This window comes from Pseudomonas sp. CF161 (assembly GCF_000416215.1).
In the GTDB taxonomy this organism is placed as follows: Bacteria; Pseudomonadota; Gammaproteobacteria; order Pseudomonadales; family Pseudomonadaceae; genus Aquipseudomonas.
On sequence record NZ_ATLP01000060.1, the window covers coordinates 125,629 to 141,034 of the forward strand.

14 protein-coding genes and 1 pseudogene are annotated in these 15,406 nt (G+C 65.0%); 7 read left to right on the forward strand and 8 right to left on the reverse strand.

Features of this window, described 5'->3' with window-relative positions; translation table 11 throughout:
• Window positions 1–12 precede the first annotated feature (12 nt).
• Window positions 13–828, forward strand: a complete 816-nt coding sequence (locus tag CF161_RS11695; RefSeq protein WP_020296783.1) for a gamma-carboxygeranoyl-CoA hydratase — start codon at window positions 13–15, stop codon at window positions 826–828.
• Complete coding sequence (locus tag CF161_RS11700; protein WP_020296784.1) at window positions 828–2,783, forward strand: acetyl/propionyl/methylcrotonyl-CoA carboxylase subunit alpha; 1,956 nt, start codon at window positions 828–830, stop codon at window positions 2,781–2,783. Before CF161_RS11695 ends, CF161_RS11700 begins: the two co-directional genes overlap by 1 nt.
• Window positions 2,784–2,835: 52 nt before the next feature.
• On the opposite strand, the gene CF161_RS11705 is transcribed toward CF161_RS11700, so the two are convergent.
• A complete protein-coding gene (locus tag CF161_RS11705; protein ID WP_020296785.1) occupies window positions 2,836–3,501 on the reverse strand; it encodes a LexA family transcriptional regulator in 666 nt (221 codons plus the stop codon).
• 130 nt (window positions 3,502–3,631) lie between these two features.
• Between CF161_RS11705 and CF161_RS11710 the strand changes: the two genes are divergently transcribed.
• Together CF161_RS11710 and CF161_RS11715 are read left to right on the forward strand one after the other, a co-directional pair.
• Window positions 3,632–3,973: a DUF6124 family protein gene (locus CF161_RS11710; protein ID WP_020296786.1), complete on the forward strand. Its 342-nt coding sequence runs from the start codon at window positions 3,632–3,634 to the stop codon at window positions 3,971–3,973.
• 490 nt (window positions 3,974–4,463) lie between these two features.
• Window positions 4,464–5,615, forward strand: coding sequence for a M14-type cytosolic carboxypeptidase (locus CF161_RS11715; RefSeq protein ID WP_020296787.1), 1,152 nt, complete (start codon window positions 4,464–4,466; stop codon window positions 5,613–5,615).
• Between the two features lie 42 nt (window positions 5,616–5,657).
• Here CF161_RS11715 and CF161_RS11720 read toward each other — a convergent pair whose 3' ends face one another.
• Entirely contained in the window at window positions 5,658–6,104 is a 447-nt protein-coding gene (locus CF161_RS11720; RefSeq protein WP_020296788.1) for a helix-turn-helix domain-containing protein, read from the reverse strand.
• 104 nt (window positions 6,105–6,208) lie between these two features.
• Between CF161_RS11720 and CF161_RS11725 the strand changes: the two are divergent.
• Window positions 6,209–7,523, forward strand: a pseudogene (locus CF161_RS11725) (MFS transporter); the annotation flags it as partial.
• Here the strand turns inward: CF161_RS11725 and CF161_RS11730 are convergent.
• Both CF161_RS11730 and CF161_RS11735 read right to left on the reverse strand, forming a co-directional pair.
• The gene (locus CF161_RS11730) at window positions 7,428–7,967 is read right to left on the reverse strand and encodes a cytochrome b (RefSeq protein WP_020296790.1); all 540 of its coding nucleotides are present in this window, start codon (window positions 7,965–7,967) and stop codon (window positions 7,428–7,430) included. The pseudogene CF161_RS11725 and the gene CF161_RS11730 overlap by 96 nt on opposite strands.
• On the reverse strand, window positions 7,964–9,052 hold the full coding sequence (locus CF161_RS11735) for a catalase family peroxidase (protein WP_020296791.1): 1,089 nt from the start codon (window positions 9,050–9,052) through the stop codon (window positions 7,964–7,966). The genes CF161_RS11730 and CF161_RS11735 overlap by 4 nt, the downstream gene beginning before the upstream one ends.
• 168 nt (window positions 9,053–9,220) lie before the next feature.
• Here CF161_RS11735 and CF161_RS11740 point away from each other — a divergent pair, with 168 nt between their 5' ends.
• Both CF161_RS11740 and CF161_RS11745 read left to right on the forward strand, forming a co-directional pair.
• Window positions 9,221–9,727: an RNA polymerase sigma factor gene (locus tag CF161_RS11740; RefSeq protein ID WP_020296792.1), complete on the forward strand. Its 507-nt coding sequence runs from the start codon at window positions 9,221–9,223 to the stop codon at window positions 9,725–9,727.
• Window positions 9,724–10,476 (forward strand): anti-sigma factor, encoded by a 753-nt coding sequence (locus tag CF161_RS11745; protein WP_020296793.1) that lies wholly within the window; start codon window positions 9,724–9,726, stop codon window positions 10,474–10,476. The genes CF161_RS11740 and CF161_RS11745 overlap by 4 nt, the downstream gene beginning before the upstream one ends.
• A gap of 15 nt (window positions 10,477–10,491) precedes the next feature.
• Here CF161_RS11745 and CF161_RS11750 read toward each other — a convergent pair whose 3' ends face one another.
• From CF161_RS11750 to CF161_RS11765, 4 genes are all read right to left on the reverse strand, one after another.
• Window positions 10,492–11,481, reverse strand: coding sequence for a spore coat U domain-containing protein (locus tag CF161_RS11750; RefSeq protein ID WP_020296794.1), 990 nt, complete (start codon window positions 11,479–11,481; stop codon window positions 10,492–10,494).
• Between the two features lie 28 nt (window positions 11,482–11,509).
• Entirely contained in the window at window positions 11,510–13,867 is a 2,358-nt protein-coding gene (locus CF161_RS11755; protein WP_020296795.1) for a fimbria/pilus outer membrane usher protein, read from the reverse strand.
• A gap of 196 nt (window positions 13,868–14,063) precedes the next feature.
• A complete protein-coding gene (locus tag CF161_RS11760) occupies window positions 14,064–14,858 on the reverse strand; it encodes a molecular chaperone (protein ID WP_020296796.1) in 795 nt (264 codons plus the stop codon).
• Window positions 14,859–14,901: 43 nt separating this feature from the next.
• Window positions 14,902–15,402, reverse strand: a complete 501-nt coding sequence (locus CF161_RS11765; protein ID WP_020296797.1) for a spore coat protein U domain-containing protein — start codon at window positions 15,400–15,402, stop codon at window positions 14,902–14,904.
• Window positions 15,403–15,406: the final 4 nt, after the last annotated feature.

Below are 15,406 nucleotides of genomic sequence, written 5' to 3' on the forward strand. Positions count from 1 at the left end.
AGCGAGACCAAAATGACCGACTTCAACACCCTGGAACTGCTGACCGACCCCCGTGGCTTTGCCACCCTATGGCTCAGCCGTGAACAGAAAAACAACGCCTTCAACGCAGAAATGATCCGCGAGCTGATCATCGCCCTCGACCAGGTGCAGAGCGATGCCAGCCTGCGCTTTCTGCTGCTGCGCGGACGGGGCAAACACTTCAGCGCCGGGGCCGACCTGGCCTGGATGCAGCAATCGGCGGAGCTGGACTACCACACCAACCTCGACGACGCCCGGGAACTGGCGGAGTTGATGTACAACCTGGCCAAACTGAAGATCCCGACCCTGGCCGTGGTCCAGGGTGCGGCCTTTGGCGGCGCCCTGGGCCTGATCAGTTGCTGCGACATGGCGATCGGCACCGACGAGGCGCAGTTCTGCCTCTCGGAAGTGCGCATCGGCCTGGCGCCGGCCGTGATCAGCCCATTTGTGGTCCAGGCCATCGGTGAGCGCGCTGCACGCCGCTACGCCCTGACCGCCGAGCGTTTTGGCGGCCAGCGGGCCCGTGAAATAGGCCTGCTGGCGGAAAGCTACCCGGCCACCGAACTGGCGCAACAGGTCGAACTGTGGATCGACAACCTGCTGCTCAACAGCCCGGCCGCGATGCGTGCCAGCAAGGACCTGCTGCGTGAAGTGGGCAACGGCGCCCTGACCCCGGCCCTGCGTCGCTACTGCGAAAACGCCATTGCGCGGATTCGGGTCAGCGCCGAAGGCCAGGAAGGCCTGCGCGCCTTCCTGCAAAAACGCCCGCCCAGCTGGCAGGCCGAGACGACCACCAAGGAGCCACGTTGATGAGCGCCCCTGTTCTTACCACCCTGCTGGTGGCCAACCGCGGTGAAATCGCCTGCCGCGTGATGCGGACCGCCAAAGCCCTGGGCCTGACCACCGTGGCCGTGCACAGCGCCACCGACCGCGATGCCCGGCACAGCCGCGAAGCGGATATCCGCGTCGACCTGGGCGGCAGCAAGGCCGCTGACAGTTACCTGAAAATCGACAAGCTGATCGCCGCGGCCAAGGCCAGCGGCGCCCAGGCGATTCACCCCGGCTATGGCTTTCTCTCGGAAAACGCCGGCTTTGCCCGGGCCATCGAAGCCGCCGGCCTGATCTTCCTCGGCCCGCCCGCCTCGGCCATCGACGCCATGGGCAGCAAATCGGCAGCCAAGGCCCTGATGGAAGTCGCCGGCGTGCCCCTGGTGCCCGGCTACCACGGCGAAGCCCAGGACCTGGACACCTTCCGCAACGCCGCCGAGCGCATTGGCTACCCGGTGCTGCTCAAGGCCACGGCGGGTGGTGGCGGCAAAGGCATGAAGGTGGTGGAAGAGGTCAGCCAACTGGCCGAGGCCCTAGCATCGGCCCAGCGTGAAGCGCAGTCTTCGTTCGGCGACTCGCGGATGCTGGTGGAAAAATACGTGCTCAAGCCGCGCCACGTGGAGATCCAGGTGTTTGCCGATCAACACGGCAATTGCCTGTACCTCAACGAACGCGACTGCTCGATCCAGCGTCGCCACCAGAAAGTCGTCGAAGAAGCCCCGGCCCCGGGCCTGAGCCCGGAACAACGCCAGGCCATGGGGGAAGCCGCGGTCCGCGCCGCTCAAGCCATTGGCTATGTTGGCGCGGGCACGGTGGAGTTCCTGCTGGATTCGCGCGGCGAGTTTTTCTTTATGGAGATGAACACCCGCCTGCAGGTCGAGCACCCGGTGACCGAAGCCATTACCGGCCTCGACCTGGTGGCCTGGCAGATCCGTGTCGCCCAGGGCGAGCCTCTGCCCATGACCCAGGACCAGGTGCCGCTGCGGGGGCACGCGATCGAAGTGCGGCTGTACGCCGAAGACCCGGGCAACGACTTCCTGCCGGCCACCGGGCGCCTGGCCTTGTACCGTGAATCGGCGGCCGGACCGGGGCGCCGGGTCGACAGTGGGGTCGAGCAAGGCGACAGCGTGTCGCCCTTCTACGACCCGATGCTGGGCAAGCTGATTGCCTGGGGCGAGGACCGCGAACAGGCGCGCCTGCGCCTGCTGGCGATGCTCGATGAGTTCGCCATCGGCGGCCTGAAGACCAACCTCGCCTTCCTGCGGCGCATCATTGGCCACCCGGCGTTCGCCGCCGCCGAACTCGACACCGGTTTTATCCCGCGCTACCAGGAACAACTGCTGCCGGCACCGACTGCCCTGGATGACGAATTCTGGCAAGCGGCGGCCCAGGCCTACATCCAGAGCCAGCCCGACCGGGTCCGTGACGATGACCGCCACTCGCCGTGGGCCAGCGCCAGCGGCTTTCGCAGCGGCTTGCCGGTTCAGACCGTGCTGCACCTGAGCTGCGATGGCCAGGACCAGGCGATCCAGCTGGGGGCGCCAAGCCCGGCGCTGGAGCTCAAGGACCAGACACTCAGCGTCGAGCATCAGGGCCTGCGGCGCCAACACCGGGCGATTCGCCAGGGCGACGCGCTGTACCTGCAGTGGCAGGGGGAAATGCGCAGCATCAGCCTGTACGACCCGATCGCCGCAGTGGACGCCAGCCATGGCCAGCAAGGCGGCCTGACGGCCCCGATGAACGGCAGTATCGTGCGCGTGCTGGTACAGCCCGGGCAAAGCGTCGAGGCCGGAGCGCAACTGGTGGTGCTGGAAGCCATGAAGATGGAGCACAGCATCCGCGCCCCGCACGCCGGGGTGATCAAGGCGCTGTATTGCCAGGAAGGCGAGATGGTCAGTGAAGGCAGCGCCCTGGTGGAACTGGAATCTGCCGAGTAGAAAGCCAAGAACCGTTCCCACTGCAATGTGGGAACGGTCCTTATTTTGCTGGTTAGAATTTCGCGGTAGCCTGCATCACCACACCAATGATCCGACACTCATCGCTGTAGAGCATCTTCGGATAGGTGGGGTTGAGCGGCACCAGGAACCGCTGCCCGCCCTCCTCCACCAGCTTGCGGAAGATTGCGTCGTCATTGCCCGGGCATTGCACGATCACCAGCTTGCCGGGGACGGCCTCCACCGCGGTGTCCACCAGCACCAACATGTCCTGGCCGATACTGACGCCACTGGGCGCGATCATCGCGTCGCCCACCACCACCAGCCAGAACGCCGCGCCCTGAGCCTGGTAGTCCGACAGCTCGTAGCGTTCGGCCGTATAGAGCGCCTGCCCGTCTTCACGAACCTCGCCGACTTCGCGCCAATCACTGACCGGGTAGCGAAAGTACGGGTTGTACTTTTCGATCAGCGACGGTTCGTCGGTCAGCGGCAGGCCTTCGTCATCCACCAGGGGCTTCTCGCGAATCACCAGGGCGACCTCGAGAAAGCCCATGCCGATTTCGTCGAGCACGCGGTTCATGTCCTCGATCTTGGGCTGGCGGCGTTTGCTCAGCCAGTGGCCAATGCCGCCCTGGGACATGCCCAGGCGCTCTGCGAGTCGTTCTTGTGTGACCTTGCGGCCTTTCATGTTGGCTTTAACCAACTCGATCCATTTGTCCATGGCCGGAACAATACGTTGTGTATTCCCGCCCTCAACACACAACTTGTAGTATTTGAAATCTCGTCACAAATACAATAAGTATTAGTCTTGTCAGGACCTCTTTCTTCTTTTCAACAGGGCAGATTGATCCATGAATACAACTCGCAAGGACGTGCCGGAAACCGACTCCGAGAGCCACCTGAGCTCACTGCAAGGCAGCCACGCCGCTCGACGGGCGATGGACTATTACTTGAAACCGATTATTTCCGAGTCAGTGGAGCCCGAGCGGCTGTTCGAGGTCAGGCGCTCGATCAGCAGCGAGGAAGCCATGATTCACGCGTCCGACCTGCTGCGCTGTGCTGCCGCCACCGCGTACGAGGCGGCCAACCACCTGCGCGGCACGCACCGCGACCTGACGTTTTCCGTGGTGCACTTGATCGACCTGGCCAAGGCGCTGGTGGACCGGTGCGTGGAAGGCACCAAGGAAGAATGATGGGAAACGGAACATGGGCGCCGTTCCGGTCGCGAAATGGCCGGACAGCGAACAAATGAGAAAATATTTTCTATCGGGAAGGGAAAAACATTTGACTTGCAAATGATAATGATTATTATTGCATGCAGCTGGTCGCGAGATCAGTCGATAAACCAAGGGACCTTAGGTCGGACTCTTGGAATATCTCCTCATCAGGCTAATCACGGTTTTTGACCCGGCTTTTTGCCGGGTCTTTTTTTTTGCCAGTTATTCTGGCTAGGCTTCAGGCTAATGAAGTCGGGTACAGCTGAATTCGGTGGCGGCGATGATATCAAAAGAATATCTCATTGCAATAGAACGCCCGTCGCAAAAGGCCCAACTATCGTAAAACAGCGCTTGAGAATCAATCGCATAGCCTCTAAGCTGCTTTCGCGTCAAGGACGACGCCCCCTACTTTATTCGCGCCCAGTGTGTAAAGTACGGCCATAAAAATCATATTCAGGAATCGATTATGACCGTGGCCAAAAGCTCTTTTCAGATCTCTGCCGACTTCGACAGCGGCAACATCGATGTACTCGATATCAGCGATCCCCTCCAGGCTTCCCTGGCCATCCGTCCCGATACCCGCAGCCCGCACTTCCAGTGGTTCCACTTCAAGGCCAGCGGCCTGCACGTCGGCCAGGAACACTGGTTTCGCCTGACCAACGCCAGCAAATCCTCGTACAGCAGAGCCTGGACCGGCTATCAAGCCGTAGCCTCCTACGATCATGTGAACTGGTTTCGCATCCCGACCATTTTCGAAGGCGACGCCCTGCGCTTCAATCTTGAAGCCACCCAGACCCACGCCTGGTTCGCCTACTTCGAACCCTACAGCCGCGGCCGCCATGACTGGCTGATCGAACAGGCGCTGAGCAAGGCCGGCACCGAACTGCTGGCCACGGGCAAAAGCGTCGAGGGCCGGGACATCCAGCTGTTGCGCAAAGGCAGTGGCGTCGAAGGCCAGCGCAAGATCTGGATCATCGCCCAGCAGCACCCCGGCGAACACATGGCCGAGTGGTTCATGGAAGGTGTGCTCGAACGCCTGCAACGCCATGACGATGCCGAACTCAATACCCTGCTGGCCGGGGCCGACCTGTACCTGGTGCCGAACATGAACCCCGACGGTGCCTTCCATGGTCATCTGCGCACCAACGCCATGGGCCAGGACCTGAACCGCGCCTGGCAGAACGCCAGCCAGGAGTTGAGCCCGGAAGTGGTGTTCGTCCAGCAGCAAATGCAGAAATACGGCGTCGACCTGTTCCTCGACGTGCATGGCGACGAAGAGATTCCCCATGTGTTTGCCGCCGGCTGCGAAGGCAACCCGGGCTACACCCCGCGCCTGGAACAGCTTGAAGAGCAGTTCCGCAGCCACCTCAAGCACCAGACCCGGGACTTCCAGACCACCCACGGCTACCCGCGCTCGCAGCCGGGCCACGCCAATATGACCCTGGCCTGCAACAGCGTCGGTGAGCAGTACGATTGCCTGTCGCTGACCCTGGAAATGCCCTTCAAGGACCACGACGACAATCCCAACCCCTACACCGGTTGGTCCGGCAAGCGCTCGATGCAGCTGGGCAAGGACGTGCTGAGTACCTTCGCCAGCCTGGTCAACAACCTGCGCTAACCCCGCTGTGCGGCTGCATGAGGCGACTCAGGCAGCCGCGCTTCACTGCGCCGGCAGGCGCAGGCAATCATCCGGCCCCAGCAGGCGCCCATCCGCCGCACGCAGCTCCAGCGCCTGCACCGGCTGCCCGTTCTCGCGGTCGACCACCCGTGAATGCGCCTCCCCCGCCTCGTAGAAAAACGCCTCGCCCCACTGACGCAAGCCGATGATCAAGGGGAACAGGCCCTTGCCCTTTTCCGTCAGCACGTACTCCTGGTAGGCACTGCCATCGGACGCCGGCACCACCTGGAAAATCCCGTGGTTCACCAGGGTGCGCAGGCGCGCGGCGAGGATGTTCTTGGCCATGCCCAGGTTGCGCTGGAACTCGCCAAACCGGCGGATGCCATCAAAGGCGTCACGGACGATCAGCAACGACCACCAATCACCGATGGCATCCAGCGAGCGGGCGACCGGGCATTCGGCGCCTTCCAGACGTGTGCGTTTGACCATGGGTGGGGTTCGCTCCGGGCTTTCAGAAAAGTGGTTGCAATATAAAACCAGTCTCTCTAGGGTACAAGTGGTTTCATAACGCAACCACTTACAGCGAGCCCAGCATGTCACACCAAACGTTGCCCCCATCCGAACCTCCCCTGTCTGCCCCCGGCATCCGCGCCTCGGTGGTGCTGCTGTTCGCCGTCGCCTGCGGCCTGGCAGTGGGCAATGTGTATTACGCCCAGCCGTTGCTGGACGCCATGGGCCAGGCCTTTGGCATGCCGGCGGCCAGCGTCGGCGGCGTGGTCAGCCTGACTCAGGTGGGGTACGGGCTGGGCCTGTTGCTGTTGGTGCCCCTGGGGGACCTGCTCAACCGCCGGCGCCTGATCGTCGGCCAGACCCTGCTCTCGGTCGTGGCGCTGCTGGTGGTGGCGCTGGCCCCGAGCAGTACCTGGCTGCTGCTGGGCATGGCCTGCTGCGGCTTGCTGGCGGTGGTGACCCAGGTGCTGGTGGCCTACGCCGCCAACCTCGCCGCGCCCCATGAGCGGGGCCGGGTGGTGGGCATGGTCACCAGCGGTATCGTGATCGGCATCCTGCTGGCCCGCACCGTGTCCGGCAGCATGGCCGACCTCGCGGGCTGGCGCTCGGTGTACCTGCTGTCGGCCGGGCTGACCCTGCTGATGGCGGTGCTGCTGTGGCGAGTGCTGCCGAAAACCGAACAGGTTGATCCGCTCGATGTTCAGCCTGTTTCGCGAAGAAAAGGTCCTGCGCGACCGGGCGCTGCTGGCGATGTTGATCTTCGCCGCCGGCACCGTGCTCTGGACCCCGCTGGTGCTGCCCCTGAGTGCCCCGCCGCTGTCGCTGTCCCACACCGAGATCGGCCTGTTCGGCCTGGCTGGCGCCGCCGGAGCCCTGGGCGCTGCCCGGGCCGGAGCCTGGGCGGATCGCGGTTGGGCGCAGTGGACCAGCGGCCTGGCCCTGGCCCTGATGCTGGCCTCCTGGCTGCCCATCGCGTTTACCCAGTCCTCACTGTGGGCGCTGCTGGTGGGCGTGATCACTTTCGACCTGGGCTTGCAGGCGGTGCATGTCACCAGCCAGAGCCTGATCTACAGCGTGCGCCCTGAAGCCCAGAGCCGCCTGGCTGCCGGTTACATGGTGTTTTATTCGATCGGCAGTGCCGGCGGCTCGATCGCCTCGACCACCGTGTACGCCTGGGCCGGCTGGACCGGAGTCTGCCTGTTGGGCGCGGCGATCAATGGCGTTGCGCTGTTGTATTGGCTGTGGAGCCTGGCGCCGCAAAAGCAGGCACTGTGTGCCTCCTGAAACGACGCCCGCGGCCCCTCAGCCCTTGCCGCGCAGCATGCTTTGCAGCACCCCGTCACGCCGGACCCAGCCGTGAAACAGGGCCGCCGCCAAATGCAGCAGCACCGTCAGGAACAACAGGTAGGCGAGCAGACCATGGGCCTTGCGCAACACGGCAAAGACCTGGGCATTGGCCGGCAGGATCGACGGCAGTTGCCATGAACTGCCGAGCATCACCGGGTCTCCCGCGGCCGAGATCATCGCCCAGCCCAGCAACGGCAGGATCAGCATCAGTGCATACAGCAGCAGATGCGAAGCCTTGGCCGCCAGCACCTGCCAGCCCGGCAGGTCGGCGGGCAGCGGCGGCTGCCGGGTGGAAAAGCGTACAAACAGACGCACGATCACCAGCAGCAAAATCGCAATGCCCAGGGGCTTGTGCAGGTGGATCAGCCATTCATGGCGCTCGGACACCGAGGCCACCATGCCGGCGCCGATAAACAGCATGGCAATGATCATCAGCGCCATCAGCCAGTGCAGCAGCCGCGCCAGGGGCGCGAAATGGTTCGGTTGGGCGCTCATGGGCGGGACTCCTCGGACGGCAATTGGCTGACTTCACTGGTGCGGCGCAGATAGGAACTGGCGTACGCCGCCGAACGCGCGGCCAGCAGCGGGTCGTCGGAGCCTTCGATCCCGGCGGGCAGGACCAACGGGTCATAGTTGATGTCGCGGCATTCGCCATTGTTTTGCGCCTGGGTGCTTTGCAGCACCAGGGTCCCGGCATTCAGCACCTTGCGCTCGGCGGGCCAGGCCTTGCTCGCATCGACCGTGGGGTCTCCGGGGTTGGCCAGGGTGATCATCAACTGCCATTTCAACGGCCCGGCCGCGAGGCGCTTGACCAGGTCCTGCTGCAGGAAGTCAGCCCCCTGGGGAGCATTGGCCTCGGCAGCGTCTCGGGCCTGCGGCACCACGCCCCAACGTACCGCCTGGCGCTGACCGCTGGCGTTCACCAGGTAAAACGCATTGATGCCGTTGTAGGTCTCGGTGGCGTAGCTGGCCGAGGGCTTGGCGCCCTTGACCCATTGCAGGAACGGCGCCGTCTCCGGATGGCCGGCAAAGAATGCCGGCATGCTGGCCGGGTTGGGCTTGCCGGTGGCCGGGTCGGGCGAACTGGCCTGCTGCATTTGATAGAAGGCTTCGGGCGTTCCCACCGGGAACACCGGCATGCTGTTCATCCCCGTACGCCATTGCTGGCCGTTGGCCTGGGTGAAACGCAAGGCCAGGCTGCGGATCGGCACGCTGCTGTCGGGCGCATAGGGGTTGCCGCTGGGCAAGGCGAACCGCCCGACCACCGGGGTCCGGGCTGCGCTGAAGACCTGGGCGCTGGAATAGGCGCGGGCCTCGGGGCTGCTCTCGAAGTAGCCGATCACGCACACGCCCTTGGCGTGGTTGCGGCGAAATCCGGGATGCACCCCGTTGTTTTTCTCCAGCACGTCCACCAGGGCCTTGGGCGTCAGCCGCTGTGGGTCCAGGGTGCCGCGCACGTAGGCGAAGGCGCCGGCCACGGCGACCACCACCAGGGCGATTCCGGCCAGGCGCAGAATCAGGCTGCCGGTGCCCAGGGACGGCGGAGTGGGCGGCGAAGGCGGTGTCGGGTGATCAACCATGAAAAACTCCAGGGCCGTGGGCCGCAGGTGGCAAGGATCAGACAGACGCAGGGCAACGGGCTTTATTCCATGGCGCGGTGTTTATTTTTCCGCCTGGGGAATAACCTCAGGCGTCGGGCGTCTTCCTAGGCTCAAGCGTAGTGACTGGCCAAAAACCTGCAGGAACCCATGAACGAACTCGATCAACCGTTGCGCCTGCTGATTCCCCGGCTGCGGCGCTTTGCCCTGTCGCTGACGCGCAACCCCAGCAGCGCCGACGATCTGGTGCAGGCGTGCCTGGAGCGGGCGCTGACGAGTTGGGCCGACAAACGGCCCGACGGCGACCTGCGCGCCTGGCTGTTCGCGATCCTCTACCGGCAGTTTCTCGATGCCCATCGCCGTTCCCGGCGTTACGCGCGAATGCTGGAGTTCTTTACCGGCCGCGACGACAGCCAGCCCTCAACGGAGCGCACGGTCCTGGCCCAATCGGCCCTGGCCGCCTTCGACCGCCTGAGCACCGAGCAGCGCGCCCTGCTGCTGTGGGTTTCGGTCGAGGGCTTGAGCTACAAGGAGGTAGCCGAGATTCTCGACGTCCCCACCGGCACCGTGATGTCGCGCCTGTCCCGCGCCCGCCAGGCCCTGCGCCAGCTCACCGACGGCGAAATCCACAGCCCATCTTTGCGGATACTCAAATGATCAGCCTGCCCCCCAGCGAACACGACCTGCACGCCTACGTCGACCATCGGCTCAGTGACAGCGACCGGCGCCTGCTGGAAACCTACCTCGGCGCCCACCCGGAACTGGCCGCCCAGGTGCAGGCCTGGCAGCAGGACGCCCAGCACCTGCGCGCGGCCCTGGGCGGCGCCTTGCAGCACGCGCCAAACCCGCAGTTGGACCCGGTGCTGATCCGTCAGCGTCTCAAGCGCCAGGTGCGGCGCCAGCTGGCCAGCGCGGCGTTGCTGCTGATTGCCGTCGGCCTCGGCGGCTTCAGCGGCTGGCAGGCGCGGGAGATGACCCTGGCCAACGGCACGCCACCGATGACCGATGCCCTGCAAGCCTACCGCCTGTTCGCCCAGGAGCAGATCCTGCCAGCTGATTTCAAGGTGGATGACAGCCGCGCGATGCAAACCTGGCTCGACCGCTACTTCACCCAGGCCACTCGCCTGCCGGACCTGCAAAACGCCGGGTTCAAGGCCGTCAGCGCACGCCTGCTGAGCACCGAGCAAGGACCCGCGGCCATGGTGCTGTACCAGGACCCCGACGGGCGCAAACTGAGTTTCTACATTCGCCCGCCGGGCCCGCAGAACACACTACTGCCCCGGGGCAGTCGCCGCGAGGGCGAGTTGCAGGCGGTGTACTGGTCCGACAGCGGCTACAACTACGCCATGGTCAGCCCGACGGACTCGCCAGCGGCGCAGATGCTGCAACAGACCCAACGCTTTTAAGCCCTGGCCGGAGCGTCAAAAGCCCACATCCAGCACCACGTTGTCGAGGTAGGTGCCCGCCGGTGGCGTGGGCTGGTCGGTGTAGATTTTGGCGTTGTAGTTGAAGATCTGGCTGCCAGTGCCCAGGCCGTTGCCGGGGAAGACCTCAGCGTCGGTACTGGCACGCCGCGCCGCGCCGACACTGCCCCAGCGGGTGCTGCCGGCGCTTTTGAAGATGTCGTAGGCCAGGTAGTTGCTGCCGGAAATCATCTGCCGCCGCCCGCCCGTGCCGAGCGGTTGCTGGCCATCGCTCAGGCCCACGGTGTAGGCGCTGCCCTTGGTGCACATGAGGTTGATGGTCTGCCCGGTAACGGTGGCGAACGCGCTGATCACCGGGGCGCTGCCGAAGCTGATGTTGGGCGCGGTGATCACGCAATCGTTGGACACGGTCATGGTGACGGTCAGGGACTTGGTCCCGCTGCCGATGTCCCGCCCCAGGCATCCGCCCAACACCGCGATCCCGGAGCAGTAGTTCCAGTTCCAGAAGATGCTCAGGGTTTCGGTATAGACCCCCGCCGCCACGTTGCTCCCGGTGATGCTGCCCAGGTAGATCGGCACCTGCTTGGCCACGGTCGGGCTGCCCAGCAGCCCCAGCAGATCGATAATCGAATTACGCGCGAAATCGAATGGTGTGCCCCGGGTAATCGGATAGCTGGTGCTGTTGTTGGCATACAGGGTGTAGCCGATGACGTCGCCCGTCGGCCCCAGCAGGCCGCTCTGGGTCGAGGTGATGGTGGCGTAGAAATGGTCATTGCTGGCCAGCAGGGACAACAGCGAGCCGGTGCAGCTCAAGCCGGCGTTGAGGCTGGAACTGGGCTGGCTGGTGGTGCGCACGGCAATCGAGCTGATGCTGCCGAACGCCGCCGGGCTGGTGGTGACCGTGGTGCACAAGGCCAGTGCCGGATACGGCAGCAGCAGCGCCAGGCCGCCCAGCACCCCTGTCCAGCGGTGGGTTTGCCCTTGCATGTCGAAACTCCTTATTGCGTGTCCGGCCTCATTGGCACAGCAAGGGCCCGATGAGCGGCACCTGCTGCTGTTGCATATCGACGGGAAATTGCGCACTGCAGGTCTGGCCGTCGGCCAGGGTCACGTGCAGGGTGTTTTGCGGCGCCAGGTTCTCCAGGTACACCAGGCCGTCCCAGCCGACCACGGCCCAGGTCCCGCTCTGCTCATGCTGGACGCTGCTGCCCAGGGGCAATTCCTGCTGCCGGGCGTCCACCAGCACCACGCTGGCGGCGATGATCCGGCTCAATGGAAACTCCAGCAGGTAGCCGCTGCCGCGCCGCACGGCGATCCGTTGCTCGACATTCGGGCTCTGCACGTTGGCCGGCAGGTTCAACGGGTCGATTTCGTACTTGCCGCGGTAGTAGGCACTGCTCCAGGGCACCAGCAGGTGGCCGTTCTTGTCAGTCTGGCCCACCAACTGGTTCTCGTAGCGCACCGGGATATCCCGGTAACCGCCGGTACTGACCACCACAAAAGCGTCGTCGATGCGGTTGGCGGCGAACACCTGGCGGTCCATCCACACCAGCGAACCGCTGGCATCGGCCCAACGGCTCTGGGCTTCGCTGCTGCCATAGACCCCGGCCTGCAACTGCACCGATTGCAGGCGCCAGGTCAGGTCGGCCTGACGGTAGGCCGGGCCGTCGCCATGGGCATAACCGAGGTTGAAACCGACCCCGCCCTCGCTGGGCACCGAGCGGCTGTAGTTGACCCGCTGGCGATTCTCACCGGCCTTGCTGCGCTCGTTGCCGATGCTCAGGCTGCCGCGCAGGTCGAAGGGGATCACCAGTTGCGCCTGCATCGCCCAGTCGCTGTCACCGATCTCGCGGTTGGCCGACAGGTAGAAGCTGCTGTTGCCCCACAGTGACTTGCTCCAGGTCAGGTTGAGCAGCCGGGTGCGCGAATCATCGGCGGCGCGCACATCGAAATAGCCCGCACCGAGGCTACCGTAACGCTCGAGGTTGAGGCTCAGGGTGACTTGCTCGCTGCGCTGGCTGAGGCTGGCATAGGGGCTGTCGACCACGGTCAGGTCGGCATAGCGCTCATGGCGCTGCATGCGTTGGTAGGCCAGGCTGTAGCGCTGGCTGCTGTATTGATAGCCGAAGCTGAGTTGCTGGCCGCCATCGCCGTCGAAGCGGCTTTGGCTGAGGGCGGTGTTGAGCACGCCGAAATTGCCCAGGCGCAGGTTGCCCCCCACCCCACCGAGGGTCAGGGAGTCCGAGGCTTCGGCGTGGCTTTCCAGGGTCAGGCTGTCGCTCAGGCCGTAACGCAGGCTGCCCGAGGTCACGCCGGGGCCATAACCGAAATCGCGCACGGTGTAGTCCCGGCGCAGGGTCCCGGCGGTCACCGAGAAATCCGTCAGGCCTTTTTGCAACAGGGTGCTGGTGACGTAGAACGGCACCGTGGTCGATACCTGCCGCCCCAGGGCATCGGTGGTCACCACCACCGCCTCCCCCGCACCGTTGATAAACGGAATGTTGGTCAGGGTATAGGGACCGGGTTGCAGGTCGGCGCTGCTGGACTTGTAGCCATTGATAAACAGATCGACCGAGGACGGCACCGCCGCTTCCCCGGCGAACTGCGGCAAGGGGTAGGTCACCAGGTCCGGGCGCACGCCAAAGTCCCGGGACAGTTGCACCCCGCCCAGGCGCACCGAGTTGCTCCAGGGCAACGCGCCGCTGACCAGGTCCCCGGCCTCGTAGGTCAGCATCCGCACATCGTCGGAGTAATGCCACGTGGTGTCGTAGCGCCGATAGCCGTTATTCAGGCTGCCGTTGCCCGCGCCGGACAGCGTGCGCCGATACTGCCCGGTATTGGACAGCGTGCCCCAGCTGTCGAACAGCCGCACTTCGTTCCAGGCCGCGAGGTAGGTGCCGGCATCATCGGTGTCATTGAGGTACAGGTCGTAATTGAGCAAACCACCGAAGCTGGTGCGGGCCTCGGTCTGCGGATAGGCCTGGCGGCTGCCGACCCACTGCTCGGGCAACCAGTTCGCCGGCACATTCAACAGCAGGCGCTGGCCCTGGCTATCGTACTCGCTGTGCAGCCCCGGCAGGCTGTCCAGATCGATCTCGTCGGGCAAGGTCTCGGGCAGCTTCATGCCGCTGGCCCGCAGCACGCTGACCGGCAGCAGAAAATGCCCGGCCCGCTGCTGCACCGGCACCACCTGCCCGGTATTGAGCTGATTGACCACCAGTTCCAGATACAGCTGAGCATCGGTTACGGCCTCCAGGCTCGTGGGCGGTGGCGGCAGGTCGCCGGCCTGGCTCTCAGGCGCCAGCAGCAACCCGCACAGGCCGCTGGCCAACCAGGTTGAACGCCAGAAACAGCGAGCCGACCCCAGGCTCATGTTGATTGTGCGTCCATCTATGGACATCTCCATCCCGAGACAAGCGGTCAGCCTTGTCCCTGCCCCCTGGCGAGCACTCCGGCTGCGGCCAGTTGTGTGACTTGGTCCTTATGCGGGGCGCACGCCCCCGCAGCCGCGCAGCCACCGAAAGCGCGCAAGCCGGCGTCAGGACCACCTGGTGAATCAGCTCATCGGGTTAGCGGGTCGGTGGCAGGCTCTGCACCTGTGGCGCGCCATTGACCCGCCATTGCAGGGTCGAGTCGCCGGCCAGGGCCTCGGGGGCCGGCCAACGCATCACCGCCCCCGGCAGCACGTACCCCAGCAGGCCCTCGACCAGGGGCTTGGCCTGCCCCGCCTGCTTGAACGCCACATCGGTCAGCCGCGCATGCACCGCGCCCTGGTTGCGCACCTCGACATAGGAGCGCCCGTCCGCCGCCACTTTGCGCCAGCTCAGGTCCGGCACTCCGGCCCCCTTGGGGTCGCGCTTGCGGGTGGTGTCTTCCTTGCTCCAGAGCCCCGGTCCGTAGGCAAACAGCGGCACCGAATAGCGCATCTGGAAACGAATGGCCGCAGCGGTCTTGTTGTCACCGTTGGCCGCGACCGGCGCGGCCGACGGGATTTCATCGATGATGATGCGGTAGGCCAGCTCCTGGCCCGGTGGCACGTCGCGGGTTCGGGTCAGGCGCACCAGTTGCTTTTGCCCGGGCTCGATCTTGGCCACCGGCGGGCTGCCGATGACGTCGCGCTGGTTCTGGTACTGGTCGGCGAAACCGCTCTGGTTCCAGGCAAAGACCCGGATCTGCAGGTTCGCGGTCTCGGTGCCGCGGTTTTCCAGCCACAGGGCACTGGCTTGCTGGTCCGCTTCGAGCACCGGGTCAATCGGCCAGATCAGCACCGAGCTGGCGGCCTGCACCTGGCTCGCCCCCAGCAGCACCAGCCCCAACAGGGCGCAACGCGCGCGCCGCACCCGCGCAAATAAAGGTGAAGACATGCTGCCACTCCTTATGCCCTAAGGCCTTGATCCCTCAGCTCCATCACCACGACAGCTGCACCTGCAGCACATCGCTGTATGTCCCCCCAGGCTGATTGCCCGGCAACTGCACCTGCCCATAGATCGGCAGGCTGATGTTATTGGCATCGCTGTAGGCCACCGCCACGCTCTGGCCGATACCCAGGCTCTGGCTGTAGGCCGCATCGCGAAACAACTGATAAGCCACCCGCGCACTGCCGCTATTGAGCTGCATGTGCCGCCCGCTGCTGTTGTACTGCCCACCGTCGACGGTCATGTTCAGGGTCACCCCCGGCGTGCATTGCAGCTGCACCCCGCCGCTCAGCGCGACCCTCACGGTGCTGGTGGACAGCGCCGACAGGCTGCCGAACCCCAGGTTGCCGTAGTTCGAGCCCCCGCCCACCACCAGGCAGCCGGCGGTCACGGTGGCGCTGACCTGGAAGCTCTGGCTGGTCACCGCCGCCAGTGGCGGCGGGACACTGCAGGCACAGAGCACTGCCAGGGCCGCACAACGGTGGCGGGCCATGGCA

Bases quoted from the DNA above. Each gene is read 5' to 3' on its own strand.
- CF161_RS11695 (WP_020296783.1), top strand. From the start codon at position 13: ATGACCGACTTCAACACCCTGGAACTGCTGACCGACCCCCGTGGCTTT.
- CF161_RS11700 (WP_020296784.1), top strand. From the start codon at position 828: ATGAGCGCCCCTGTTCTTACCACCCTGCTGGTGGCCAACCGCGGTGAA.
- CF161_RS11705 (WP_020296785.1), bottom strand. From the start codon at position 3,501: ATGGACAAATGGATCGAGTTGGTTAAAGCCAACATGAAAGGCCGCAAG.
- CF161_RS11710 (WP_020296786.1), top strand. From the start codon at position 3,632: ATGAATACAACTCGCAAGGACGTGCCGGAAACCGACTCCGAGAGCCAC.
- CF161_RS11715 (WP_020296787.1), top strand. From the start codon at position 4,464: ATGACCGTGGCCAAAAGCTCTTTTCAGATCTCTGCCGACTTCGACAGC.
- CF161_RS11720 (WP_020296788.1), bottom strand. From the start codon at position 6,104: ATGGTCAAACGCACACGTCTGGAAGGCGCCGAATGCCCGGTCGCCCGC.
- CF161_RS11730 (WP_020296790.1), bottom strand. From the start codon at position 7,967: ATGAGCGCCCAACCGAACCATTTCGCGCCCCTGGCGCGGCTGCTGCAC.
- CF161_RS11735 (WP_020296791.1), bottom strand. From the start codon at position 9,052: ATGGTTGATCACCCGACACCGCCTTCGCCGCCCACTCCGCCGTCCCTG.
- CF161_RS11740 (WP_020296792.1), top strand. From the start codon at position 9,221: ATGAACGAACTCGATCAACCGTTGCGCCTGCTGATTCCCCGGCTGCGG.
- CF161_RS11745 (WP_020296793.1), top strand. From the start codon at position 9,724: ATGATCAGCCTGCCCCCCAGCGAACACGACCTGCACGCCTACGTCGAC.
- CF161_RS11750 (WP_020296794.1), bottom strand. From the start codon at position 11,481: ATGCAAGGGCAAACCCACCGCTGGACAGGGGTGCTGGGCGGCCTGGCG.
- CF161_RS11755 (WP_020296795.1), bottom strand. From the start codon at position 13,867: ATGAGCCTGGGGTCGGCTCGCTGTTTCTGGCGTTCAACCTGGTTGGCC.
- CF161_RS11760 (WP_020296796.1), bottom strand. From the start codon at position 14,858: ATGTCTTCACCTTTATTTGCGCGGGTGCGGCGCGCGCGTTGCGCCCTG.
- CF161_RS11765 (WP_020296797.1), bottom strand. From the start codon at position 15,402: ATGGCCCGCCACCGTTGTGCGGCCCTGGCAGTGCTCTGTGCCTGCAGT.